The sequence below is a fragment of the Paenibacillus sp. FSL E2-0151 genome (assembly GCF_037993015.1).
Taxonomy (GTDB): Bacteria; Bacillota; Bacilli; order Paenibacillales; family Paenibacillaceae; genus Paenibacillus; species Paenibacillus amylolyticus.
In genome coordinates this window covers 2,880,417-2,906,454 of record NZ_CP150308.1, presented here as the reverse complement: position 1 = coordinate 2,906,454, position 26,038 = coordinate 2,880,417, and the positions used below count along the sequence as shown (strand labels likewise).

The window sequence follows — 26,038 nt, the reverse complement described above, 5'->3', positions numbered from 1 at the left end:
GTTTGTTTAACAATCTATGCTTAACCTTTCCAGTTCCCGGACACGGGATGAATACCCCAGATATCTGTCGCATACTCACTAATGGTACGATCACTGGAGAATATGCCGGAATGTGCCGTGTTTAATATCGCTTTCCGAGTCCAGCCCGGAATATCCCGATACGCCTGGTCAATCGCAGCATGCGCGTCGGCATAAGCAGCAAAATCACGCAATACAAAGTATTCGTCACCATGGGCCAGTAAGGAGTCATAAATATCCCAGAACTCCCCGTCACGATAACAGAATGCACCTGGATGCACCAGTTGCTCCACGACCTCGCGAATGCGTTCATCGTGCTGCACGATCTCATTCGGACGATAGCTGCCTGAACGATAATACTCAAGTACTTCGTCTGCACGCAGACCATAGATGAACATATTTTCTTCCCCAACCTGCTCCGCCATCTCCACGTTGGCTCCATCCATCGTGCCAATCGTTAAAGCCCCGTTCATCATAAATTTCATGTTGCCCGTACCGGAAGCTTCCTTACCTGCGGTTGAGATCTGTTCACTAACATCCGCAGCGGGAATGATCTTCTCTGCAAGAGAGACGGAATAATTTTCGAGGAAAAATACCTTCAAGCGGTCATTCACGGCCGCATCCCGATTCACCGTGTCAGCCACGTTGTTGATCAGCTTGATAATTTTCTTGGCAAAATAATAACTCGGCGCTGCCTTGGCACCAAAGATGAACGTACGTGGTACCATATCAAACGAAGCATCATTCTTAAGCCGGTTATACAAATGCATAACATGCAGAATGTTCAACAGTTGACGTTTGTACCCGTGTAGTCTCTTCACCTGTACATCAAAGATGGAATCCGGATTCACTGCTGTCCCGGTATGATCCAGAATATACGCAGCAAGCCGCTCTTTGTTATCCCGCTTAATTGAACGGAACTGCTCCTGGAATGATGTATTATCCGCAAAACCAGCCAACTGGTCCAGCTTGCCCGGCTCTGTTATCCATTCGTTACCGATTGTATCCGTGATGAGATCCGACAGTTTCGGATTGGCATGCATCAACCAGCGGCGATGGGTGATACCATTCGTTTTGTTATTGAAACGCTCTGGATACAGTTCGTAGAACGGAGCCATCTCGCGCTCTTTCAAAATCTCGGTGTGCAGAGCAGCAACACCATTCACGCTATGACTGCCTACAATCGCCAAATGCGCCATCCGTACCTGATCGTTTGCAACAATAGCCAGATGCCCTATGCGATCCTGATCTCCCGGATACCGGTCCAGCAGCATGCCACAGAAGCGTTTGTTGATCTCTTCAATGATCATGTAGATTCGTGGCAGCAGCCTGCTGATCATGGATACAGGCCACTTCTCAAGCGCCTCACTAAGCGTTGTATGATTGGTATACGATACAGTACGGGTTGTGATATCCCATGCTTCATCCCAGCCGTAACCCTTCACATCAATCAGGATGCGCATCAGTTCTGGAATAACCAAGGTTGGATGCGTGTCATTAATGTGGAAGGCCACTTTATCAGGCAAACGATCATACGGTAGCTCCAGCTTGTTGAACGTACGCAAGGCGCTCTGTACACCTGCTGAGCACATGAAGTATTGCTGCTTCAATCGCAGCAACTTTCCTTCGTACTGGGAATCATCGGGATACAGGAATTCCGAGATTGATTCAACCGATCGGCTATAATCCAGATAACCGTAATAGTTCGAAGGGGTGTCGAGTGAAGTCTCGCGCTTTGGCTCTGCACTCCAGAGACGCAATGTATTCACATGGGTTTGACCATAACCGATGACAGGCACGTCATACGGTATGGCGACAACCGATTCGGCATCTTTTGTAACAAACTGATATTCTCCATCCTGCTCATGAGCTTCTACTCGGCCCCAGAACTGTACTTCCACCTTTTTGTCTGGACGGCGGACTTCCCATTCATTGCCCTTATCCAGCCAATTGTCGGGTAACTCTACCTGATTACCATTGATGATTTTTTGCTCAAACAACCCGTATTTATATCGAATCCCGCAACCATGTCCTGCATATCGTAGTGATGCGAGTGAATCCAGGAAACAAGCAGCGAGTCGTCCCAGACCTCCATTACCGAGTCCTGCATCCGCCTCCTGTTCTTCTATCTCCTCCAAGGAGAAGCCCAGCTCAGCTAAACTGTCACGCACCAATTCCAATTCATTCACATTCAACAGATTGTTGCCGAGCAGACGTCCAATCAGGAATTCCAGCGAGAAGTAATAGACCTGTTTATCCTGGCGCTGCTTGAACCCCTGATTCGACGCTGCCCAATCCTGGCCTGCATATTCACGAATCATGCTTCCCAGTACATGGTACACGTCTTCCTGTGTTGCTTCTTCAATCGGTTTGCCCAATTTGCTGACCAGATTCCGTGTAAATATACTCTTGAACGTTTCCTTGTTGTCAAACAAAAGTAGGTTCCTCCCGGGGAAATCCTGCAGGATGGTGGCGGTTCATATAAATTGAACTAGAGAATATTTACACTGGACACTTCGATGACAGAATAACCTTCCGATCGCTGTTATCCCCAGATTTTTTTGATTCCTTTTTAAAATGGGAAAATCCGGGGATAAAGGCGAGCGCTACGCTTCTTCAGGTCATTTCTGTCCTCTCCGTTTTGTGTAAATGTTTAAGTTGAATTTATATAATCAAGGGTAAAATTTGAAGACAGCATATGCTTTCGAAGCAGCTTTCTTGCAGAAAGCTTTTAGGAGACCGCTACGCTTCTTCAGAATCGATTTCGTCCCCTTCACTTACTGCCTACGCTCTTACCAAACAACGTTCGTCCATGAACCTTAAATCCATCCTACAGGATTTTTATTTTATATATATTTATAGAAGATATCGGTTACGTGTGGGCATTAGATAATAGTACTTTTCGCTAAAATGTATGGATTCGACGGGTCGCCGATCAGCGTCTGTCCTCCGGTCAGCTTCACGTCTTTATCGAGAATGACATTCTCAAGTACCGTCCCCTCACCAATGTAACATTTCTGCATGATGATGGAACCTTTTATTTTGGCACCCTTGGCCACCTGTACCCCACGGAACAGAATGCTGTCCTCCACCTCTCCACCAACAATGCAGCCATTCGCGAGAAGTGAATGTTTAACATCGGCGGTATCCAGGTATTTGGCAGGCGCTTCGTATTTAATTTTGGTCTGGATCGGATCTTCCTTGAACAGTTGTTCATATTGCCCTGTGTTCAGCAGATCCATACTGTTGCGATAATAACTGTCAATGGAATTGATGACTGCGTGATAGCCATCATATGCATACGCAGCGATATTCAATCCATCCGGATTTTTTTGAATCACATCCCGGAAGAAATGGCTCTCGCCATGATCGATGCAGCGTTGCACCTGGCGCAAGAACAATTCTTTTTCCATGATGAAAATTTCTGTATATATATTCGGGTGATTAGCGCTTTGGTGAATGTCCACCACGTTACCGTCCCCGTCATGTTCAACTTTGACACAGGCGTCATGTTCAGGCAGCAGCTGATCTACTTTTTTGCAGACCAGTGTAACGTCCGCTCCTTTACTGATGTGATACCTGTAGACATCCTGGAGGTCTGCTTTGGTCACATGGCGACTGCCCGCATGCACAACATATTGTCCTGCCCCTCTGTGGAAAAAGTCCAAATTGTTATGGAAATGCTGCAAGTCCCCTTGTGATGTATCTGTTGGATCGTTCCAGTCTGGTGGCAAAATAAACATACCCCCATGCTTGCGATCCAAATCCCAAGGTTTACCGTCACCAAGATGGTCCATCAACGAGCGATATTTTCGCCGTACAAATACACCAATACTCTCAATGCCTGCATTCATCATATTGGATAGAACAAAATCGATCAGACGGTAACGTCCGGCATAAGGCACCGCGGCTCCGCAGCGAAAATACGTCAATTCCTTCAATTCTTCAAGTTCATGGTCAAGGTTAATAACTCCGATCAATTGTTTCATCGCATGCACCGTCCTTTTGACTTCAATTAGGCCTTGCTGGTTATTCCTTGGCGAAGCTGACGTTCCAGTTCTTCCTGATCCACGAGCAATATATCACTCTCATCTTCCGGTGCAGGCGAAATCTGTGTTCCATCCGGAATAACCAATCCTTCTGCGATAATAGCTCGGTAAATGCGCACATTTTGCCCGATTTTCACTCTTGGCATGATCACCGAATCGATGACCGCACTGTTCTCACCAACTTCAATTCCATAGAACAGCACAGAATGATTGACCTCACCATGCACTACAGTACCTTCACTAATAATACAATTCCGCACCTTGCCCGAAGGTGAGATGTATTGTGCAGGTTGGTTCGGATTACGTGTGAAAATACGCCAGTCCGGATCATTCAGATTAAACGGTGTGTCTTCGTCCAAAAGGTCCATATTGGATTCCCACAGACTGCGAATGGTACCAACGTCTTTCCAATAACCTTCAAATGGATACGCATATAAGGATTTTTCATTTTCAAGCAATAAAGGAATAATATCTTTACCAAAATCATAGGAGGTGGATGCCTGTTGTTCATCTTGGATCAGGAAACGTTTCAGTACATCCCACTTGAAGAGATAGATACCCATGGAAGCCAGTGTGCTCTTGGGCTCAGGAGGTTTTTCTTCAAATTCATAGATGCTATAGTCATCGTTGGTGTTCAGCACTCCGAACCGGCTGGCTTCTTCCAATGAGACATCAATGACCGATATGGTGCAATCCGCATCTTTTTCTTTGTGATACTGGAGCATTTTTTCGTAGTCCATCTTATAGATATGATCCCCTGACAGAATGAGCACATGCTCAGGATCGAATTGTTCAATAAAGTTCAGGTTGCGGAAGATCGCATCCGCTGTACCCCGGTACCAGTTGCTACCGTCTTCACGTTCATGTGGAGGAAGTACATATACCCCGCCGTTTTTCCGATCCAGATCCCAGTCACTGCCAATGCCAATATAGGAATGTAAGACAAGTGGTTCATATTGGGTCAATACACCCACTGTATCAATACCAGAATTAGAGCAGTTACTCAGCGGGAAATCAATGATTCGGTACGTGCCCCCAAAATATACAGCTGGCTTAGCCAGTGATTTGGTCAATCCTTTTAACCTCTTACCTTGCCCTCCGGCAAGTAGCATCGCTACGACTTCTTTTTTCGCCATCATTACAGCCTCCTCCACGTGCATTCGTTCTGATTCATTTCAGAGCCCATAATCGATATTCTGTTGTGTGGACACTGTTGTCTTGATTAGGAGCTTGCTGTACAGATGTGTAACCAGTGAATCTTTGTTGCAGTTGAACTTCTTGGATTGTAAAGCCTGAAATAGAGATGATGCTGGTGTAGAATTGCTTGACTGTCTTACAGAGGTGAATGTTAGATGCAGAACTTAAGGTGTAGCTCGTGAACAATGAAATAGTCTACTCCTATTTAACATTAAACACGAAACGGACTGGGGAATCTTACTGGAAAACATCGACATCAAGTTGCGGGTAAGATTACCCTTTCTCTTGCCGCTGTTATTCATATTGTATTCGATATAAGAGAAGTAAACTCCTTTTGGAAAATTCATGGTAAAAGTGTGACACTACTAGACCCATAAACCTATAAAATCAAAAACGCAGGTCTTACGAATCATAAAATGGCAATCAATTTGTAAATTTTTAGAGGATTATATAGAAATGTGTCGAATAGATAGATGTAGTATAGAAGTTATGATCAGAATTGCCAAAGCAATCTATCAGAAAATTACATACTAATAACTATAAATTATTTGGAGGTTAACATTGAGTACATTAACAAATTGCTACAAAATAAAATTAATAAGCAAATCAGATGATGAAGACTATATCAAAGCTTTGAAAATATATGAAGATCAAACACCAGTAGAAATTAGAACAGCTAGCAATGAGATATCATATTGGATAGACAAGAGTAGAGATAATGCTGATTTTAACTTTATGGTTTTTGCAGTTTATCTAGATAATGTAGTCATTGGGTTCTCAGAAACAGCGTATTTCTCGCATAACAGATTTGTTTTATTTGATTACATTACTTTTAGCAAGGATTTTAGGGTAAATGCTGTATTCTTTCCAGTATTCAGTTTAATAAAAAACTATTTTAAAGATAGAATGAATTTTTCGGTCGATTATTGGATCACTGAAATTAGTGATCGTGAAAATGGAAAGCAAATCGACAAGGAAAGTGCATTTTTAAAGAAACTCATCTATATGGAAAATTTCTGCTGTATTGATATTGATTATGTACAACCACAATTAGGAAATAATAACTTCGAGAGTTCGTTTCAGTGCAAGCTCTATTTGCAAACTAATTCAGAGATATCACAACTCTCTAGAGATACTGTCGATAGTATTGTAAAGAATATATATTACTCTTATTACTTTAATTGGTACATTCCATTTTTAGAGGAATCTGAGTTGAAATTGTACAAAATTAATTTAGATAAGCATTATAGTTATTTTAAAAAAAGTATGAATGATAAGAGTAATGTTGCTGTCAAGTACAACAAAAGTTATATAGATGATTCACATATCCAAATAACTTCAGGTTCAGTTCCAGCAAGTAAAAAAAGAAGTAAAACAATAAAATATATGATCATGGGACTATCCATAATATTCATTCCTATATTAACAGTTGTTGCATCAATTTATCTGTTTAAGTTACTTGGATTTAGTCTCGATATCTCATATGGTTTTGCTGGAATTGCTCCTGCTATAATTTCAGCTATTGTTGTATGGGTGACAAGCAAGAAGGGAGACAAATTTTAATGTTTTTGGCACAGCATTATTATATTATGACTATACTGTGAAAGAACTGGAATAAAGCGAAAAAGAATATCAAAATTAGCGAATAGTGCCGCCTTATTCTCATTTTTATAGTATTTATAAGCATAACTACTTAATATATGAAACCTATCTAAATCAATTACTTTGAAATCGTTTTGTTTTAGTATTTGATGGATATATTTCTTGGAATAAACCCATAATTTATGTTCTGTATTAAAGTACTGTGTAACCGCCATTTCAACGTTTTTTTTATGAACTGATGACTTATAGAATTCCATACTCCAACTACTCTCGAACTCTAGGATTAAGTATCCTTTTGAAGAGATAACTTTCGAAAGTTGAGATATTGAATTAGTCGCATTGCAATAATTAAGCACACTTCCAACACAAATTCCTAAATTAAATGACTCGTTCTCAAACGGCATGTTTTCAACACTTCCAACAGTATATTTATTGAAGTGAGATATGTATTTACCCGTTAAATCTAAATGGTGCATTTCTTCTTTAAGATTATATGTGCTGCCTCCTGATCCTGCATTAAGTATGTTTAATGGAATATCATTTTTAATTTTTTTTATATACTTGTTTACATACCGTGTTAGTTGTTGTTTTGTGTACTTATGCCAGTTATCACCCTCTGGCCAAATATCTTCATGACTATTATAAAAATCTATAACCTCTTTATTATCTATACTTTTCATCACAAGACCTCCAAATAATTTATAGTTATTTGGAGGTTTTACTCTACACTTTTAGATTATTTCTCGGATTAAACCTCGACAGCACATCCTTCTTCCGTTCAACAGACACTTCTGTATATATTTGGGTCGTGCTGACATTGGTATGTCCGAGAATTTCTTGGACTGATCGTAAATCTGCACCGTTGTTCAGCAGATGTGTAGCAAAACTGTGCCTGAGATAATGAGGTGTTGATTTTTTGCTAACCTTAGACAAGTCCCTGTATTTAGAGTAAATATCCTCAATGGAGTAAATGGAGAGTCGATCACCATATTTATTGAGGAACAAGGCATCAGATTGGGGGTCGAAATGTTCGCGGGCATGCAACCATGTTTTAATTTTATGGATGACTTCGCTGCTTGAAATGTAGAGCAATCGCTCCTTACGACCTTTTCCAAAAATCAACACGGTTTTCTCTTCGAGATCGATGTGCTCCATATCAATATTCACTAATTCTCCAATACGAATTCCAATAACATAGAGCAGTTCAATGATAGCATCGTTGCGAAGGTTGATTCTTCTTCTAAAACTCGTGTGTAATTGTTTCATGTGCTCTTGTGGTGCATTTAATAACTTTTCAACCTCATTGACAGAAAGTGTCTTTGGAATACGTCTTGCCGTTTTGAATTTTTTTCCGAAACCAATAATTGGGGACTCGATTATATCTCCGCTTTGAACCAAATAATTAAAAAATGCTTTGAAGCATATGTACTTTCTTTTAATGGTCGAGTCTTTAAGCGTGTGTTCACTGTTTAATTGTTCCAGATACATTCGTAAATTTTCTCTAGTTACATCATGAATATGTTTAGTATCAAGCCATTCTACAAGTCTGTTGAGATCAGACAGATAGGCTTTAATAGATTTAAGAGATAGATTACGCTCCACGCTTAAATAAGTCTCATATTGCTTAATATAGGTGTTTAGGTTACTTGTACTAAGTCTCATGATGCCTCCTGATGTCGATGTCATATGTTGCCAATGGCCCGACCTACATTATTACGCATTGAACTCCATTTGTGAAGATGCCCAAAGGCATAGATATAATATCCGAGATTTGAAAAACAAAAAAGAGCCGGATCCCCTCCGACTCGATACGTTCTCACTTATATAATCTTGCGGAACAGCTCCATCACCTCATCCTTGGACGGTTGATAGGGATTGCCTGGTGCACAGGCATCTTTCATCGCGTTATCGGCAAGCAGTTCCACATCGGGATCTTTTACACCCAGTTCAGACAGTTTCTCAGGAATGCCGACTTCCTTCGATAGCTGACGAATGGCCTCAATGACGTAATCGGAACACTCCTCATCACTTCTACCCTTCACATCCATACCAATTGCCTTAGCAATATGACGGAATTTGCCTGGTACATGCTTGGCGTTCAACTCCTCCACATAGGGGAGTAACATTGCGTTACAGACACCGTGCGGCAGATCATATACGCCACCCAGTTGATGCGCCATCGCATGGACATAACCCAGCCCCGCATTATTAAAAGCAATCCCGCCAAGGAAACACGCATACGTCATATGTTCCCGCGCTTCCAGATCACTGCCGTCTCTCACCGCTCTTGGCAAATATTCAAAGATCAGTTCAACAGCTGCAGCAGCTGTCGCACTTGTCACTGTAAATCCACCCGGTGTAACCATGGCTTCTACGGCATGTGTCAACGCATCCATTCCTGTGGCCGCTGTGAGACTTGCAGGTTTGCTGAGCATCAGCTCCGGATCATTAACCGACAGGGAGACCAGACTGTTGCGGTCCACCATCACCATCTTCACTTTACGTTCCTCATCTGTAATCACGTAGTTAATTGTCACCTCACTCGATGTGCCAGCCGTTGTGTTAACCGCCACAAGTGGCACGGACTTATGTTTTGATTGATGAAATCCTTCATATTCGCGGATATGCCCACCGTTCGTAGCTACAATACCAATGCCTTTGGCAGCATCCTGCGGTGAACCTCCGCCTATCGATATAATGGCGTCACAGCCATGATCCTGGAATACTTGTAGTCCATCATGTACATTCTGACATGTTGGATTAGGCTGAACCTCATCATATACTACATAGTCTAACCCTGATTTTCTTAGTATAGACAGTACCTGTTCAGCAACGCCTGAAGTTATCAATTGGCGATCACTTACAACCAGCGCCTTGCGGATACCCATCTGTTCAATCATCTGACCTGCTTCCTGTAAACAGCCTCTACCCATCAAGTTCACGGGCGGAACATAATATGCATGTGTTGCCATTTGAACCAGCCTCCTGTAACCCCTGATTTACTATCTTCATTGTAACTGAATCCGTTTTCAGATATAGTGAAATAAATCACAATGAATCCGATAAATGTTACACTTGAGGTTGATTTTTCCCCGTAATGAAAAAGACGACCCAGACACCCGAAGGTCTCCAAGTCGTCTTACTTATCTATCTTAAAGCTTTATCCACTACTTATACCTTTACCGAAGGTACTTACACTAAAAGCATCCTTACGAAGGCTTACAGCGCCTTATCGTTCACGCCGTCAAGCCATGCCTCAATCTCACCAATTACGGAGGATACACAGCCATCCTCGAATGGAGAGTTCAATCCAGCCAGTTCAACCAATCCAGTGAAGGACAGGCTTCCTCCCGCTTTGCACAATGTCAGATAGTCGGCCCATGCGGACTTCATGTCCTCATTGCTGCGTTTCCAGAACTGGAATGCACAGATTTGTGCTAACGTATAGTCAATGTAATAGAATGGCGATGAGAAAATGTGACCCTGTTTATGCCAGAAACCACCTTGCTCCAAATACGCATTATCTTTGTAATTGATGTGTGGCAGATAGGTCTTCTCAATGTTGCGCCAAGCCTGCTTGCGCTCCGTTGGAGTTGCATCCGGGTTCGCATACACAAAATGCTGGAATTCATCCACAGCTACACCATACGGAATGAACAACAGACCGGAAGACAGGTGATCAAACTTGTACTTGTCCGTATCTTCCTTGAAGAACAACTGCATCCACGGCCATGTGAAAAACTCCATACTCATGGAATGAATCTCAGCCGATTCATATGTCGGCCAGTTGTATTCAGGCACTGCAAAATCACGGCTCTCATACACCTGGAAAGCATGACCTGCTTCATGTGTCAATACATCAATATCACCGGATGTACCGTTGAAGTTGGAGAAGATAAACGGCACTTTGTAATCGTTCAGGAACGTACAATATCCGCCGCCCTGTTTACCTTTTTTGCTTACCAGATCCATAAGCTCGTTTTCGGTCATCATCTGGAAAAATGCATCCGTCTCTGGTGATAATTCAGCGTACATTTTTTTACCATTATCGATAATCCAGTCCGCGTCACCCTTAGGTGTCGGGTTACCCGTCTTGAAGCTGAAGCCCTGATCGTAATAATACAGCGTCTCCACATCAATCCGATTACGCTGACGCTCTCTGAGCTTGGTCGCCACAGGCACGATATAATCACGAACTTGTGCCCGGAAATTAGCAACCATCTCGGCGTTGTAATCCGTACGGTTCATGCGATCATAGCCAAGTTCCACATAGCTTGGATAACCCAGTTTCTTCGCGATCTGTGTACGTACTTTAACCAGTTCGTCGTAAATGTGATCGAATTCAGCTTCATGTTCAGCCATGAACGTGTATCTGGCTTCCGAAGCACGCTCCCGCATGGAGCGATCCGTGGACAGTTCAAATGGATGAAGCTGTGGCAACGTACGCTCTTCACCTTCGAACGGAATTTTAGCGGATGCGATCAATTGATTGTATTCTGTGGAAAGTTTGTTCTCCTTCTGAAGTTCTTCAATAATTTCCGGGCTGAATGTTTTCAGTGAAAGATCCGCCAGTTGGAACAGCTGTGAACCCCATTTTTGTTCCAACTCGTTGCGGAATTTGGAGTTAACCAATGCACGGTAAAAATCCGTAATGTATTCCTGTACAATTGGTGCATTCTCATCCAGAAATTCGTTCTCCGCCTTGTAAAACTCATCATTGGTATCAATGGAATGACGGATGTAGACCAATTGGGCTTGTGTCTCAAAATCACTGCGCAGCGCGTTAATCTGATCCATGAACCCACTCTGTTCTTCAACCGTTGCCGCAGCTTCAAAACCGCTCAACAGCTCACGGAAAGATGTCTTGATGTGTTCCAGATTCGGACGTGTATACGTATACTCACTAAATTTCATTTATGTACACCCTTTCCTGTTTGGCAGAATTTCGGGAGTATCCCGAGTTAAACTACCCCCTATTATACAAAAGAGCAGCTAAAAAATCCCATAATTACGAAAAATATTTGTCCATCGGTCAAATCGTGCAACATGAATGGTTACAAATATTACTTACTTATGTAAGGTCAGTGCCTCAAAATTTTCCCCACACAAATAAGCCCGCCTCGCGTTAGCGAAGCCAGCTTATAGGTTGTCTCTCTTCTTTTCACATTTAAACAATACTAGCTTTGGTCTTTATCCATAATCTGATAGAACCAGCCCATTCCGACCATGCCCACGACCATAATAACGGCCATAATAATGATATATGTCATGAATGTAACCTCCCTGCTTCCGTATATTCATCACACTACTACTAGTGTACACGGTGAAGCGCCGTTTGAATTGACCGAACATTGACAAAAATACGAAATCTTTAATTTTAATAAATGGATTATTTCCCCGATCACACTAAATCATACGTACCTCGCTGCACGGTGCAAAGTTTCATCCGCCATGCTTACGGTGTATACTATACTTCTATGAAATGGAATTTGGATTTTTACGCAGAAAGGTTGAAAGACATGTCAACTCGCATTCCCTTACGTCAGCTATTTCTTACTGTTTTATTAGCCCTTATGTTATCTGTTTTGACCGCCTGTGCTGATGGAGAAGCCCATCTAACGGTAAATATGGATGGATCAACGGATCTGGATCTCAATCTCAACGTAAAGAACTCTGCTCTTGGAAAAATTGGACAAGACAATCTCATGCCTCTGATCGCAGATGCATTGAATCGAAATAACTTCCAGGCAGAGGTTTCGGAACAGGGAGATCAGAAGCAGCTCACAGCGACCACCCATTATGAAAAAAGCAATAAAACCAGTTTTGATACGTCCAAGTTACCACAAGGGATCAAAGTTGAACAAACAACTTCCCCCGGCTTCTTCACTTCCAAGATGCACATTACAGCAGAAGCCGATCTCATGGAGTCCATGCCCGATGGTGAGATCAAAAATCAAATTAACAAGGTGCCTAGCTTTCTTAAAAACCTCTTGTTAAAAGACGTTAACTTTGACTTTAAGTTGTCTTTGCCCATCAAAGCAGCCGATTCGAATGCGGATCAAGTGGAGGATGGCGGAAAAACGCTCATTTGGCACGTTTCACCCCTCCAGATGAATAAACTGGATCTGACTGTACAGGTTCCTAATATCCGGAATATCATCATAATTGCAGTCATTGGTCTATTATTAATTGCTGCTCTGCTCATTTGGTTTTTTGTTCGTCGCAGGCGGGCCAGACAGCGCCACAGTGCAAGATCACATCGCGGAAAAAATTAATTCTTCACACCAATTTTATTTGTGACTTGCCAAACGGTGTTATGGATAGTAGAATACATCCGTACTGTGTGAACGGTTAATTTTTTATTAAGCAAAGCTAAAGAGGTGACAGGTTTCATGAATATCCGCGAATGCCCACTACCTGGTATTGGAGTTAAGTACCAGTTTGATACAAAGGGCGGCCATCAGTTAGTCATTATTGTGCATGAGGACGGACGCCGTGAATTATTCTCCGTTGATCCACAAGACAACGAAGAACTCACTCTGATTGCAGATTTGGAAGATGACGAATGTGTGACTCTCTCCGGTTTAATCGGAGGCTGGTCGTAAATGACAGAATAACCTGTACCTTGAATTTCAAGGCGCAGGTTATTTTTCTGTTACGTTACCCTTTGAGAGCGAATATATGGAACCCATGTATTCAGTACGCGGCTAATCTCTGTGGAATGAAACGGTTTGCTGATAAAGTCCTGCATCCCGCATTTCAGACACTCCTCACGGTCACCGGCGCCTGCAAAAGCTGTAATCGCTGCAATAACCGGTATTTCTGGGTGGGTCTGTCTGATGTGGCAGGTCGCTTCAATCCCATCCATAACGGGCATTTGAATATCCATAAACACCAGGTCATATTGAATCTTGTTCAATGAATCGACGGCCTGTGCACCATTCTCAACGATATCACATACTCCGCCAAACTTTCGCAGCATCTCCTCCAACAGATGACTGTTGACCGCTTGATCCTCAGCAATCAAAATTTTGATGTCATGGGCTAGATTCGCTCGATCCAATTGCAGTTCATCATTCGTGGTGATTTCGATTGGGTCATTACTCTCCTCTAACCACCGCTCCACTACGAGGGTGAACTGGAATTCTGCCCCCTCACCGATCTCACTCTGTACACCAATCGCGCCGCCCATTAATTCTACCAGTTTTTTGCTGATCGCAAGGCCTAGACCTGTCCCGCCAAACTTACGATTGATGGCCGGATCAAGCTGTGAGAAGGATTGGAACAACTGATGCTGCTTTTCTATTGGAATGCCAATCCCCGTATCTCTCACCTTAAAGGTCAACATCAGGTTATCCTGACCATGCTCATCTGAAAAATCAGCACCTACGCTCACCATAATACGGCCCTTCTCTGTGAATTTAACGGCGTTACCCACCAGATTAATCAAAATCTGCCGGATTCGTGTCTCATCCCCTCGAATGCGTTCAGGAATATGATCCGACACTTCACAATAGAGTTCAATATTTTTCTCTGATGCCTTCAGTGCAAACAGCTCGATCACCCCACCCAGCATCGCCTTAATATCTACAGGTGCGCGCTCAAGATCCATTTTGCCTGCTTCGATTTTGCTGAAATCCAAAATTTCGTTCAAAATGTACAAAAGGGATTCGCCGCTATCAATCATGATTTCCGCAAAACCTTTCTGCTCATCATCCAGCTCGGTTTCCATTAACAGATGGGCCATGCCCATGATGCCGTTTAATGGCGTACGAAGCTCATGACTCATGATGGCGAGAAACTCGGACTTTGCCCGGTCTGCATGCTCTGCTGCTTCCTTGGCACGTATGATGTCCTTAACAGATGTCATATCACGGAAAACCAACACTGCTCCGCGCGTTCTACCCTGATCCATAATCGGCTTCAATTGGAACTCTGCCAGGAAACTGGACCCATCCTGTCTCCAGAATACGGATTCGGTACGTGGCAGACCTCGTCCCTCACGAACAGCCTGTAGAATTGGTGTATCCTTGGATGGGTAGGGGATGCCTTCGCTCTGCATTTGGATCATCATCTGTTCTAATGGTTTGCCATTCAATTCACTTGGACAGAAGTTCATGATCTCCGCAGCGGCCGGATTGGCAAAGTTCAGATTCCCTTCCAGGTCCAGTCCAATAACACCCTCAGACATGCCATTCAAAATCAATGCCCGTTCATAACTAAGATTCTCGATTTCCTCGACGTAACGTTTGGACTCTGTAATGTCACTCGTAATCCCGTAGACCCCAACAACTTTGTCCTCAAGTATAATAGGAACATTAATCACATTTGTTTCAATTCGCTGCCCATTTTTGTGAATTAAACCTATCTCGTAGCTCTGTGCATTGCCCTTCACCGTTTCCTCAAAATGATATCGAGTCTTCTCCAGATCCACAGGATCAATGAGGTGATCAAAAGGCCGACTCAGCAGCTCCTCCTTGGTGTGTCCTGTCAACTGTTCCTGACCCATATTTGCTTTCAGCAGATTGCCTTCCAGATCAAGAGAAGCCACACCTAGGGGATTACAGTCAAATAACGATCTGTACTCCTGCATGCTTAACTGTTGTTGCTGGCTGGCTGTGATATCCCGGGTTACGGCGACCATCTCCATTAATTCACCTGAATCGTCATATACATAGTGCGTAATCGTATCTGCCCATACCGTAGATCCATCCTTATGTAACAGGCGATAATTAAGCCGTTTGGGAGCCAGACCCTTTCTCTGCTCTTCTACGTACGCTTCAACCAAAGGCACATCCTCCGGATAGATAACAAATGTTCCCGGCTTACCTATAACTTCTTCCAACTCATAGCCCAACATGCTTTTACATGCATTTGATACATATTTAAATGTACGACTTGAATCGGCATCATGTATTGCAATCAGGTCTAGTGAAGACTCCGCCAGCAGTCGAGAGATGCGACTGCTCTCTTCCAATTGTTTACGTTGCACAATGAGGATTTCCTCTGCATCTTTTTGTTTCGTAATGTCAGCAGCTTGTACCAGCAAATACAATGGCTCACCATTCGTTTCATCCCTAACAATGCATGCTCTAATGGTTGCCCACAATAACGAACCGTCCTTTCGTTTCAGACGAACCTCCGTCTCGTACATCGGACTTGTTTCATGAGTCATTTCCCAGAACTTGCTGCGGAATTCCTCCATATGCAGATCTTCTTCGTAGATCATATGTATGACCGAAGTATCGATCAGTTCATCTTCACTGTATGCAAGCATCTCGCAAAATGCAGGATTAAGCTGCAGCCACCGTCCATTTACATGCGATGCGACAGCAATGCCGATTGGTGCGTGCGTATACAATTGTTCGAACAGAGATCGGCTCTCTGTAATGGATTTCGACATTACATGTCCTCCTTTATGAGAATCTGAATGTATTCCGTATGAATAGATCGACCTGAACATAACTTCATCTATAGAGTACTACCCCAAATGCCATGATTTATAAACGAGGTCAGACAAAATCCCTGCATGAATCGACATATACTACACAATACCCGTGCTCTCCCGATTATACAATGTTGAATATTCGAATAGGAACGGAGGTTATGGATCATGATCATTGTTGCTAATCAACCCGTCCAGCTGAACCGCTCGGAATGGTCTGATTTTGAATGGTATTGGTTACAGCAACTCCAGAATCGTCCAACGAGGTATGTGTACCAATCCATGGATCATCTTCGATTTGAATGGGACTTGAGGGGCTCTCTCGTGGAAGCCGCGGAAGGGCTGGATCGAAGCGGTGTGAGTTTTGCATCCTTTGAAAAATCCAGATGTAATCCTGCCTACTGGAATCGTAATGCGGAAGGTGGGTTTGAGCTAAGATCAAACGTGACCCCCGCCGACGGCATCCGGGATATCTGGAGGAATGGACACTTATATGCTTTTGAATGTGCAACAGCTACCGTTATTGTGCTGTATGGTGGCGTGCTGGGAAGCATTCGCGAAGACGCCTTTAATTCCCTGTTTCGCAATCTGTTACTCTTTGACTGGCATTATGACAGTGACCTGCGATTAACCGAAAAAAACGGTAGCGAAACCGCCCTGCCAGGAGATGTGCTGTATTTCAAAAATCCAGATGTTTCTCCGGAAACCCCTGAGTGGCAGGGAGAGAATACGTTCATGCTGCGCGAGAACTTGTATTATGGTCATGGCATTGGTATTGCAAGTGGCGAAGAGATTATACGTACCCTGAATCAGTTCCGCGTTCCAGGTAGCCGAGTCTCCGCCTACTTAATGGATATGGTGATCTATCCGGACTTCTTTTATTTATCCCGATTCGCCAAAAACAGCCAGAATAATATGGCCGCTGGTTCTACGCCTGTTTTACCCGGACAGTTATATGTACGACTTGGTGGCAGCCGTTATTTACGCAGTTGAACTACTGAAACGGAAACGGCTTTTGCATTCAATTGCGAACAATTCCTCAATCCAAGTGATGACAAACAAGCCCAATACAGCAGCAGTTAGCCTGCCACCTCATTGGGCTTTCTTTACATCCAAAAGATCATTACTGCATCAACATTCGCCTTACCTTTGTACTACACCGAGGATCGCACCTGGCAGTTTACGCATTCGGGTCCAGTTGCACAACAACCTGTTTACCACTTACCTGAACACCTGTCGTTTTGCTACCGAATTCAGCCAGCGATTTGCTCAGCTGCTCAGCCCACTCCTTGCCTGCAACTCCTTCTTTGGCTCCATGCACCTGGATGACGAGTTTTACCGAATCACCCTTCTTCAGAATGCGCTCCGCCTGAGACTGCTTCGTCTCCCGGTCATGATCTTCCATCGCAAGGTTCAAGCGAATTTCCTTTACTTTACGTTTATCGGGGGATTTGCTCGCTTTTTTCTTCGCCTGCTGCGCTTCCGCTTTGGCTGCTCCTGCGCCAATCAGCTTGCATGGCGGTGGACTCGTCATCAAGGACAAGCACACCAGATCCACTTTATGCTGCTTCGCAAGTAGAAGTGCTTCCTGCGTGGACATGACACCCAGATCTTCACCATTCAGGCCGGTCAGCTGCACTTCGGCTGCTTTGATCTTTTCATTTTTGATCATCATTCTTCCTCCTCTACATCAAAAGCCTGTCCTGACCATTTACGGATCAGAGCAGGCTAGGATGGTGTTGCTACTTATTTGTAATACATATCAGCGTATGAATATGCCAATCGGTTTGATTTACAGCGTGTTGAATGCTTCCGTCAGAACCGGTACAATTTGTGATTTGCGTGATACTACGCCTTTCAAGATAGCTCTGCTATCAGACAGCGTCACATTGTAGGCTTTCTCCACTGCTTTAGTGGATGTACCGTATGCCAAAGCTACGGAATCGTTGTTCAGAATGTCTGTTACGACAAATACAAACAGGTCGAGACCTTTGCTGGAAATGATCGCATCAATAGCTGCTTCAAGCTCAGGTTGCTTCACGAGAACATCATTCACGTCAACAGCATTAACCTGTGCAATTTCCACTTTGGATTGACCCATTACGAATTCTTTGGCATCCAGGGAAATCAGTTCAGCAATTGTTTTTTGGCTCAGATCCGCACCGGCTTTCAGCATGTCCAGACCATAAGTGTCTGCATCTACACCAGCAATGGCAGCCAGTTCACGTGCAGCGGCTACGTCCTGCTCTGTGCAAGTCGGGGATTTGAACAACAGGGAATCGGAGATAATGGCAGACAACATCAGACCAGCAATCGGTGCACTCACTTCAATACCATTTTCTTTGTACATTTTATTCAAAATGGTTGCTGTACAACCTACAGGCTCTGCACGGAAATACAGAGGTCCGCTTGTCTCAAAGTTAGCAATACGGTGATGGTCGATAACTTCAACAACAGTCACTTCCTCAATATCGCTTACACTTTGCTGACGCTCGTTGTGGTCAACCAGAATAACTTTGTTTACTTCATTTGCAGCGGTTTTAATCAGACGCGGTGCTGCAATTTTGAATTGATCCAGTGCAAACTGGGTTTCACCATTGACTTCGCCGAGACGAACAGCTTCAACGTCCTGACCCAATTTTGTTTTGAGATCCGCATAGGCGATTGCCGAACAGATCGTATCCGTGTCGGGATTTTTGTGACCGAAGATTAACGCTTTTTCCATATTCATAGCCCTCCGTCAATTCTGATTTATATAAGTTCAACCAAAGAATGTTTACACTTGCCACTCCGATGACAGAATAACCTTCCGATCGCTGTTATCCCCAGATTTTTTGATTCCCTTTTAAAGGGAAAATCCGGTGATAAAGGCGAACGCTCCGCTTCTCCAGCTTTTTTCTGTCCTCTCCGTTCTCGTGTAAAAAGTTTAGTTGAACTTATATAGAAAATATATGTCATATTTCAATCATACCTTACTGATTATAGCGCTAATAAGGCTAAATTCCAATCCCTTTACAGCGAATTAATTGCAAATCATTCTCAGGCAAGTCATTTTGGAAAATAGCCAAACTTGGTTCATTCCCCTCAAGCTGATATGGTATGTATCCTATTTATTCCATCGTACAACCTTATAAATTAGCATACGAAACTCTGATACGCAACGAAAACATTAAATCTCAGGCTCTTCCGCGCTCTGCCCTTGCCGTACAAAAAAGGTCTGTAGACTGCCGTCCTCGCTAATCTCCAGCAGGTTCAGTTGTGCTCCGTAGGCACAACCACCATCAATGCCAATTTTGTCTCCGCTCGGGTCAAACCAAATGCCTGTCTCATCATGCAAATGCTTCACGGGGGTGTGTCCAAATACGACCGTCTCTCTAATCGTTGTTGGTCTGGAATAGAATGATTCACGAATCCAAATGAAGTCCCGCTCGGACTGGCTTCTCCAATCCTCGATATCCGGGTTGATCCCGGCATGCACAAAAATATAACCCGGAATCTCGTACACCAGCGGAAGCTGTTCCAGAAAACGAAGATGGTGTTCATAGTGTGTACGTATCCACTTTTTGGCTTCAGCATAAGCTTCCCAATCTATCTGTTGCTCATCATAAGTAAGTTCCAGATCCAGATAACTTGCCATCGTCTGTAATCCGCCATTACGAATCCAGTGTTGATCATATTGCTCAACATCCTGGGTTAACGCCTTGACCATCATGGCATCGTGATTGCCTTTAATCACCATAATATCGTGCTGTTGCTGAAGCTGCATAATCTGTTCGATGACCTGTTTGCTGCTTGGACCGCGATCCACATAATCACCGAGTAAAATCAATTCATCCTGCTGCGGATTATAATCTGCAAGCTTAAGCAGTGCATTAAATTCATCGTAACAGCCATGAATATCACTAATGACACATCTGCGCATGTGAATCTCTCCTCTCCCTGATCACGCAAGAGTATAACTGGAACCTTGCATGAGCAAGATTCCAGTCTGTTCAGAGTAGTTATTCCCGCTTGCTTACCATTAGTCCTGCTTGAGTCCAAAGGCTTCTGCAATCAAGCCGAATGAGCGCAGACGTGCTTCAAACGAATGGACCGCTGATGCAATAATGACTTCATCTGCTTCATGGCGTTCAGCCATTGCGGTAATTTTGTCTTTCACCTGATCCGGTGTTCCCACGATGGAAAAAGAACGACGTTGACGAATCTGTTCCATCTCCATCGCTGTGTATGGATAGTTGTTCACCGTCTCCAGAGATGGGAATGAACTTTGTTCAAGACCTCGTCCAAGGCGTAAGAAGAAAAGTTCATTGCTGCGTGCAAGTTCAGCAGCTTCTTCCTCTGTCTCCGCGCAGAATGCCGAGACAGCAATCATTGAATGTGGTTTGTCATTCAGGATGGACGGTTTGAAATGTCTGCGGTAATGTTTCATCGCTTCTTCGCCGCCTGGTGTTCCAAAGAATTGGGCAAACGCATACGACGTCCCTTGTGCCGCAGCAATTCTTGCACCTTCGGAGCTGGAACCCAGCAACCACACTTCTGGTACCGTGAGAACCGATGGTCCGGCTACCAGAGATGCAAACCGATGATCCTCGGGCAATTGCTCATGGAAGTATCCACCCAGATCCGCAATCTGTTGCGGAAAGAATTGTACATTCGATGATTTCCCTTCATTCAGAGCTCTGCTGGCAATCGGCATGCCGCCTGGTGCTCTGCCAATCCCCAGGTCAATCCGCCCCGGATGCAAAGCTTCCAGCAGACGGAAATTCTCCGCAACCTTATAAGCACTATAATGAGGTAACATAACGCCACCGGAACCTACGCGAATCCGATCCGTATGTGCAGCCACATGTGCAATCATAACTTCAGGACTGGAGAATGACAGCGCACCACTACCGTGATGCTCCGACATCCAGAACCGGGAGTACCCCAATTGATCCGCATGTTGTGCGAGTTTCACCGTTTCCTGCAACGTATCCTGTACACTTCGTCCTTCATTGATATGTCCATGTTCGAGTACACTCAGTTTCATATATATTCAATCCTCTCGTCTGTTAGGTTCATAAGTTCTGTGAATATGAGATCTGCGAATATTACGCGCTTTTGCTCACTTCATTCTTGCTCATTCCATTGTAACATTAATTATTACAGTTTCAAACTTTAGTTATCCTCTTTATTACCACACTTGTGCAAGAAACATGCAAAAAAACGCCACCAGCTTTTGAACTGGTGACGTTTTTGATCTGACCTATTGCAGAAAATTAATTTATGGTGCACGTTTCGGTAACAACTTCACATACTCGTCAGACAGTTTCATCAGGCTGAGCACATGTTCATAATCGGCACGATACGGTTCCAAATCCGTTACCGTCTCGTATGTCTTCAGCGAATAGGCTGTTCCATCGTCAAAGCCCGCACCCGGGATAAACATAATGTCATCGTTGACAAATGAACCCGTTGGCAAGTAATACCGGATACCAAAGGCATTGTGGTCCATGTTGAGCAGATCATGTCCGAAGGCAGTGAATTTCTCATCCTGGAGCGAAACTCCCATCAGATTCATGATCGTTGGCAGCATATCCAGCTGACCGCCAGGCTGCTCGATCAATTGTCCTTTGGTCTGTTTCGGCGTGTGGATCATAAACGGGATGTTGAATCGACTTACTTTGCCGTCATAAGCAACGCCCAGATTGGCCTGGATTTGCTGTGTAATCTCTTCGTCAGCAGGCAGACCAAAGTGGTCTCCGTAGAGAACTAAAGTAGTATTATCCCATAATCCGTTCGCCTTCAACTCATTAATGAGTTGACCGATGGCATAATCCGTATAGTTGATCGCTTGCAGATAATCGTGAAGCAGCTTGTTCGTGATGGTCGCAGGAATCGTGATCCGTGCACGATCAGCGGGAACCGTAAACGGCGAGTGGCTCGATGCCGTTATGAACTGAGCATAGAACGGCTGAGTCGCAGCCTGATGCGCAGTCATTTTTTCCACACCTACACGGTACAGCTCTTCATCCGATGGTCCAAAGTCATTGAATCTGTCGTTCTCGAAGCTGGGCTTGTCGAAGTAACGAGTGAATCCGAGTGCCGGATACATTTTGTTCCGGTTCCAGAAGGTGACGTCATTAACGTGATACGTCTCGGACTCATATCCTTCTTTACCTAATAACTTGGGAAGACTCGGCAGTTCACGGTCACTATACCCTGCTGACATGGGAACAACTCCGGTTGGATAGATAGACGTGTTCGACATGAACTCCGCATCTGATGTGTTTCCCTGTCCGATCTGTTGGAAAAAATGAGAGAAATAATAGCTTTCTTTGGCCAGATCATTCAGTACCGGTGTTAACTCCTGACCATCCAATGAAGCATTAATCGGGAAATTCTGAAAGGACTCCAGTTGCAGTACAATCAGGTTACTACCTTTGGCCTGACCAAAATATTTGGCTTTCACGGCTGTACCGTCACTTGGTTTATCCTGATACGGATACTGGCTAACCAGCTCATTGATCTTGGCAATGGTTTCGTTAATGTTGCCATTGGCAATGGCCTCATTTTCTTTGCTCGTCAGAATGGCAGACGATACCTGGTAGTTCAGGAAACCGAGATTCTCGGCTCGCACCAACTCGTTATCAATCGTTTCACCTTTGACAATAAAACTGCCAGACAGCACGATGCAGAATGCAGCAGTAAGCGCAACGCCGAGCTTGCCCCAGTAACGTCTGCGAATTCTGCAAAACGTCAAACCGCTATCGCGGTAACTACTGTGGTTACGCCCGCCAGCACGTTTGCGCATAATCAACCATATTGGCAATGCCAGTACGATGTCTGCAAAAAACAGAAAGTGCTCCGGTCGTACCAGTGGTCCGATACTTCCCCGTACTTGGGCAACTTGCCCCAACTCACTTAGCGCGGTATATGTGGGTACCGAACTGAAATGAACGTTATACAGCGTAGCCGCGAACAACACCAGAGAAAACAGAATATTGAATCCTCCGTATACTGCTCGCTTCCAGCCTTTGGGCACGATCAGATCCAGCAGGCATACCACGGTTAGTGCGCCTAATGCGTCAGTTAACAGACCGATGCCGGACAGACCCTGGAAAAAGAAATACCGCAGCAGTGACAGCTTCAGCAGCATAAGAATGAATAACACGGCGAATAAGGTCCGTGATGAAGTTCGTTCATTTTTGGAATTATACATGGTCGCTTTCAACCCTTACCCTGAAATTTTACGTTCATTTTACAAAACGCATATTTCAGTATAACAGTTTTCTGGTTGCTATTCCATGGAAGTTCCGTGTAGGACAGGGTGAGCGTTACGCAATTGTAGAAATATCCGTGTTCTGCGTGTCTGCTCCCTCTCTCTGTGCCTTAATGGCTGCTTGTGCAGCAGCAATTCGTGCATAAGGGATCTGTTCAGGCAAACAGCTTACGTAATCCAGTCCAATGCGGTGGCAGAACGTAATCGACTCCAGGTCCACAACATTTTCCCCACAGATCCCTGTCTTCAGATGAGGTTTTCGAATTCGACCTTGGACTACCGCCATCTCAATCAGTTGTCCGACTCCCTCAATGTCCAACACATGAAATGGATTATTCGTTACCGTACGAGAGTCCGTATCACGTTGAAGGAGAAGGAGCCGCTTCTCAGCTTCATGACGGCTATATCCAAATGTCATCTCTGTCAGCTCATCCGTGCCAAACGAGAAAAAGTCAGCCTGGCGTGCAATATGAGTCGCCGTCAGCGCCGCTCTCGGAGCTTCGATCATCGCCCCTACTCTATAGAGACAATGCCGCTTTTCTTCACCCAGCACTTGGTCAGCCACATGATCCACCAGGTCTCTCATCACCTGAAGTTCATGCACATGACCGATCTGCGGGATCATAATCTCGGGACGTACCCACCAGCCTTCCCGGATGCCTTTCACCGCTGCGCGGAATATCGCTTCCAGCTGCATATCAACGATTTCCGGGAATACCGTACTCAGCCGACAAGCCTGTTGCCCCAATGTCGGATTATGTTCATGCAATTCAGAGACTCTGCGAATGACACGCTCCAGTTCCTCCAGTTCAACCTGATGGTCTTTTTGCTCCTGCCACTCCTCTGCTTGTAACCACTCACGTCGTTTCTCCAACACTCCCAGATCCGGTAACAGTTCATGCAACGGCGAATCGAGCAAACGTATCGTTACCGGGTATCCATCCATCGCTTCGAATATTTGTTCAAAATCAGACTGCTGCATCGGCAACAGACGCTCCAAACCACGCCTGCGCTCGGATTCGCTGTCAGCCAGAATCATTTTTTGTACAAATGGTAACCGCGCAGGTGATAACAGCATGTTCTCCGTCCGGCATAGACCTATTCCCTCGGCCCCTTGTAGCCGTGCTGTCATGGCATCCTGTGGATGATCTACATTGGCCAGTACCTTCAGCTCTTTCACTTCATCAGCCCACTTGAACAGTAGTTGCAGATCTGCTGATAAAAGTGAATCTGAGTTGTTATAAGCTGGACATTCATCATTAGTTACTGGCTGGATCTGTATGGGCAGATGTCCATTGCTCGCTTCGCTGTTAGAATCTGTGTAGTGTTGCTTCAACACTTCCGTGATATGCGCAGGTTCGATGCGAAGAAGTGCATCCTCCTTGGTGAGGAGTCCTTCATGGACAAAATCCACAGTACTCCTCAGTGTGGCTGTTGAGGATAATCGTGCGGGCTGGGTCTGCACAACATACAACGCGCCGGATTCAATCACAAAGGTGATTTCCTGCACTTCTCCCTTATGCGTCTCCAGCTGGCTACCTATCTCCAGCAAACTTGTGTACAGCTCAGGTTCGTCATTCCGTAAACGCTCCAGGCTGTGATCTGTCTGGCTCGCGTTCCCGGTTGGGACATATTGTCCTGTAATTCCCTTTTCTCCTGTAAGTGGGTTACACGTATATATTGTTCCGATCCCGCTTGATTCTCCACATTTTCCATGCATCATCGTCTGTATAAGAACAGGAGCGCTTTGCTCCGAAGAGATGTAATATGATTTACGCATGATCTCGTCCTGAGATCTGGATGCTTTAATACGCTGTGAATGATATACCGCACGTACTGCTTCTTTGAATTGAATTTGAACATCTTGAGGAAAAGGGTTACGCCCCTCCCCTTCGATCAAATATTTAAACTCGGTAATGGTTAATTCAAGTTCCGTTTCATCCCGACCCTTGACGTGACTCGATATTTCTGTGAAAGATTCAGACGGAATTGCATATACCAGCTGTCCATATTCCTCTAAGTAATCTAGATAACATTGGAGTGCATACAACCGATCACCAGTTTGACGTGCGAGTCCTTCCACAGTAACATCATTCAGACCAACATTGAGCAGTGATTGTGTCGCAGTTGCTGAGGTTCGATCCTGGTCCGTACGTACCGCGAGTAGTAGCGGGTTCACCGAATGTCCGAAGAACTTCCCGGTTTGCTGTTCCAGATGCCGGATCGCGTTAATAATCTCTTCCTCTCCTTCACCGGAAAGATGTCCAAGACGGGTACAGAACTCGCGACAGCATTCCGTTGTGACCACAAATCCGGCTGGGACAGACCACCCTGCATGGATAAGTTCTGCAAGATCAGCCCCTTTACTGCCCATTAGCCCTTTCATCTCTGCCGTACCTTCTTCCAACAGAATTACCCGTTTTGTCATTACAGCTCTCCCATCCGCCATTCATGGCTATGCTTGAA

General features: G+C 44.4%; 18 protein-coding genes. 4 read left to right on the top strand and 14 right to left on the bottom strand.

Annotated elements, in window-relative coordinates; translation table 11 throughout:
• Positions 1 to 20: 20 nt before the first annotated feature.
• The 3 genes from MHI55_RS13475 to MHI55_RS13465 all read right to left on the bottom strand — a co-directional run bounded on the left by MHI55_RS13475 (position 21) and on the right by MHI55_RS13465 (position 5,203).
• A complete protein-coding gene (locus tag MHI55_RS13475; RefSeq protein ID WP_036608763.1) occupies positions 21 to 2,453 on the bottom strand; it encodes a glycogen/starch/alpha-glucan phosphorylase in 2,433 nt (810 codons plus the stop codon).
• 450 nt (positions 2,454 to 2,903) lie between these two features.
• On the bottom strand, positions 2,904 to 4,007 hold the full coding sequence (gene glgD, locus MHI55_RS13470) for a glucose-1-phosphate adenylyltransferase subunit GlgD (RefSeq protein ID WP_036608765.1): 1,104 nt from the start codon (positions 4,005 to 4,007) through the stop codon (positions 2,904 to 2,906).
• Between the two features lie 26 nt (positions 4,008 to 4,033).
• Positions 4,034 to 5,203, bottom strand: coding sequence for a glucose-1-phosphate adenylyltransferase (locus tag MHI55_RS13465; RefSeq protein ID WP_036608767.1), 1,170 nt, complete (start codon positions 5,201 to 5,203; stop codon positions 4,034 to 4,036).
• Between the two features lie 622 nt (positions 5,204 to 5,825).
• On the opposite strand from MHI55_RS13465, the gene MHI55_RS13460 reads away from it, so the two are divergent.
• Positions 5,826 to 6,827 (top strand): hypothetical protein, encoded by a 1,002-nt coding sequence (locus MHI55_RS13460; RefSeq protein WP_340390242.1) that lies wholly within the window; start codon positions 5,826 to 5,828, stop codon positions 6,825 to 6,827.
• Here the strand turns inward: MHI55_RS13460 and MHI55_RS13455 are convergent.
• From MHI55_RS13455 to MHI55_RS13440, 4 genes are all read right to left on the bottom strand, one after another.
• A complete protein-coding gene (locus MHI55_RS13455) occupies positions 6,824 to 7,546 on the bottom strand; it encodes a hypothetical protein (protein WP_101313924.1) in 723 nt (240 codons plus the stop codon). The two genes, MHI55_RS13460 and MHI55_RS13455, sit on opposite strands and share 4 nt — an antisense overlap.
• 43 nt (positions 7,547 to 7,589) lie before the next feature.
• Positions 7,590 to 8,528: a tyrosine-type recombinase/integrase gene (locus MHI55_RS13450; RefSeq protein ID WP_101313923.1), complete on the bottom strand. Its 939-nt coding sequence runs from the start codon at positions 8,526 to 8,528 to the stop codon at positions 7,590 to 7,592.
• Positions 8,529 to 8,686: 158 nt separating this feature from the next.
• On the bottom strand, positions 8,687 to 9,838 hold the full coding sequence (locus MHI55_RS13445; RefSeq protein WP_036608771.1) for an iron-containing alcohol dehydrogenase: 1,152 nt from the start codon (positions 9,836 to 9,838) through the stop codon (positions 8,687 to 8,689).
• Positions 9,839 to 10,085: 247 nt separating this feature from the next.
• Positions 10,086 to 11,780, bottom strand: a complete 1,695-nt coding sequence (locus MHI55_RS13440) for a M3 family oligoendopeptidase (RefSeq protein WP_340390240.1) — start codon at positions 11,778 to 11,780, stop codon at positions 10,086 to 10,088.
• A gap of 713 nt (positions 11,781 to 12,493) precedes the next feature.
• Between MHI55_RS13440 and MHI55_RS13435 the strand changes: the two genes are divergently transcribed.
• Together MHI55_RS13435 and MHI55_RS13430 are read left to right on the top strand one after the other, a co-directional pair.
• The gene (locus MHI55_RS13435) at positions 12,494 to 13,141 is read left to right on the top strand and encodes a hypothetical protein (RefSeq protein ID WP_340390238.1); all 648 of its coding nucleotides are present in this window, start codon (positions 12,494 to 12,496) and stop codon (positions 13,139 to 13,141) included.
• Between the two features lie 117 nt (positions 13,142 to 13,258).
• Positions 13,259 to 13,471 carry a hypothetical protein gene (locus tag MHI55_RS13430; RefSeq protein ID WP_017688899.1) on the top strand — a complete coding sequence of 71 codons (213 nt, stop codon included), beginning with the start codon at positions 13,259 to 13,261 and terminating at the stop codon, positions 13,469 to 13,471.
• A 50-nt stretch (positions 13,472 to 13,521) separates the two neighbouring features.
• Here MHI55_RS13430 and MHI55_RS13425 read toward each other — a convergent pair whose 3' ends face one another.
• Positions 13,522 to 16,269, bottom strand: a complete 2,748-nt coding sequence (locus MHI55_RS13425) for a PAS domain S-box protein (RefSeq protein WP_340390236.1) — start codon at positions 16,267 to 16,269, stop codon at positions 13,522 to 13,524.
• A 210-nt stretch (positions 16,270 to 16,479) separates the two neighbouring features.
• Between MHI55_RS13425 and MHI55_RS13420 the strand changes: the two genes are divergently transcribed.
• Positions 16,480 to 17,304 (top strand): protein-glutamine gamma-glutamyltransferase, encoded by an 825-nt coding sequence (locus tag MHI55_RS13420; RefSeq protein WP_081745900.1) that lies wholly within the window; start codon positions 16,480 to 16,482, stop codon positions 17,302 to 17,304.
• A gap of 187 nt (positions 17,305 to 17,491) precedes the next feature.
• Here MHI55_RS13420 and infC read toward each other — a convergent pair whose 3' ends face one another.
• From infC to MHI55_RS13390, 6 genes are all read right to left on the bottom strand, one after another.
• Positions 17,492 to 17,983: a translation initiation factor IF-3 gene (gene infC / locus MHI55_RS13415; RefSeq protein WP_047842654.1), complete on the bottom strand. Its 492-nt coding sequence runs from the start codon at positions 17,981 to 17,983 to the stop codon at positions 17,492 to 17,494.
• A 120-nt stretch (positions 17,984 to 18,103) separates the two neighbouring features.
• Positions 18,104 to 19,036: a manganese-dependent inorganic pyrophosphatase gene (locus tag MHI55_RS13410; RefSeq protein WP_100528825.1), complete on the bottom strand. Its 933-nt coding sequence runs from the start codon at positions 19,034 to 19,036 to the stop codon at positions 18,104 to 18,106.
• A gap of 444 nt (positions 19,037 to 19,480) precedes the next feature.
• Positions 19,481 to 20,233, bottom strand: coding sequence for a metallophosphoesterase family protein (locus MHI55_RS13405; protein ID WP_340032774.1), 753 nt, complete (start codon positions 20,231 to 20,233; stop codon positions 19,481 to 19,483).
• 99 nt (positions 20,234 to 20,332) lie between these two features.
• Entirely contained in the window at positions 20,333 to 21,340 is a 1,008-nt protein-coding gene (locus tag MHI55_RS13400; protein ID WP_340390234.1) for an LLM class flavin-dependent oxidoreductase, read from the bottom strand.
• Between the two features lie 234 nt (positions 21,341 to 21,574).
• On the bottom strand, positions 21,575 to 23,512 hold the full coding sequence (locus MHI55_RS13395) for an LTA synthase family protein (RefSeq protein ID WP_340390233.1): 1,938 nt from the start codon (positions 23,510 to 23,512) through the stop codon (positions 21,575 to 21,577).
• Positions 23,513 to 23,627: 115 nt separating this feature from the next.
• Positions 23,628 to 26,000, bottom strand: a complete 2,373-nt coding sequence (locus MHI55_RS13390) for a putative PEP-binding protein (RefSeq protein WP_340390232.1) — start codon at positions 25,998 to 26,000, stop codon at positions 23,628 to 23,630.
• Between the last annotated feature and the right edge of the window lie 38 nt (positions 26,001 to 26,038).

What these genes read in the sequence shown, in the direction of transcription:
- MHI55_RS13465 (WP_036608767.1), bottom strand. Translation starts at nt 5,203, where the DNA reads ATGGCGAAAAAAGAAGTCGTAGCGATGCTACTTGCCGGAGGGCAAGGT.
- MHI55_RS13440 (WP_340390240.1), bottom strand. Translation starts at nt 11,780, where the DNA reads ATGAAATTTAGTGAGTATACGTATACACGTCCGAATCTGGAACACATC.
- MHI55_RS13455 (WP_101313924.1), bottom strand. Translation starts at nt 7,546, where the DNA reads ATGAAAAGTATAGATAATAAAGAGGTTATAGATTTTTATAATAGTCAT.
- glgD (WP_036608765.1), bottom strand. Translation starts at nt 4,007, where the DNA reads ATGAAACAATTGATCGGAGTTATTAACCTTGACCATGAACTTGAAGAA.
- MHI55_RS13410 (WP_100528825.1), bottom strand. Translation starts at nt 19,036, where the DNA reads ATGGAAAAAGCGTTAATCTTCGGTCACAAAAATCCCGACACGGATACG.
- MHI55_RS13430 (WP_017688899.1), top strand. Translation starts at nt 13,259, where the DNA reads ATGAATATCCGCGAATGCCCACTACCTGGTATTGGAGTTAAGTACCAG.
- MHI55_RS13405 (WP_340032774.1), bottom strand. Translation starts at nt 20,233, where the DNA reads ATGCGCAGATGTGTCATTAGTGATATTCATGGCTGTTACGATGAATTT.
- MHI55_RS13450 (WP_101313923.1), bottom strand. Translation starts at nt 8,528, where the DNA reads ATGAGACTTAGTACAAGTAACCTAAACACCTATATTAAGCAATATGAG.
- MHI55_RS13390 (WP_340390232.1), bottom strand. Translation starts at nt 26,000, where the DNA reads ATGACAAAACGGGTAATTCTGTTGGAAGAAGGTACGGCAGAGATGAAA.
- MHI55_RS13395 (WP_340390233.1), bottom strand. Translation starts at nt 23,512, where the DNA reads ATGTATAATTCCAAAAATGAACGAACTTCATCACGGACCTTATTCGCC.
- infC (WP_047842654.1), bottom strand. Translation starts at nt 17,983, where the DNA reads ATGATCAAAAATGAAAAGATCAAAGCAGCCGAAGTGCAGCTGACCGGC.
- MHI55_RS13425 (WP_340390236.1), bottom strand. Translation starts at nt 16,269, where the DNA reads ATGTCGAAATCCATTACAGAGAGCCGATCTCTGTTCGAACAATTGTAT.
- MHI55_RS13445 (WP_036608771.1), bottom strand. Translation starts at nt 9,838, where the DNA reads ATGGCAACACATGCATATTATGTTCCGCCCGTGAACTTGATGGGTAGA.
- MHI55_RS13400 (WP_340390234.1), bottom strand. Translation starts at nt 21,340, where the DNA reads ATGAAACTGAGTGTACTCGAACATGGACATATCAATGAAGGACGAAGT.
- MHI55_RS13435 (WP_340390238.1), top strand. Translation starts at nt 12,494, where the DNA reads ATGGATGGATCAACGGATCTGGATCTCAATCTCAACGTAAAGAACTCT.
- MHI55_RS13420 (WP_081745900.1), top strand. Translation starts at nt 16,480, where the DNA reads ATGATCATTGTTGCTAATCAACCCGTCCAGCTGAACCGCTCGGAATGG.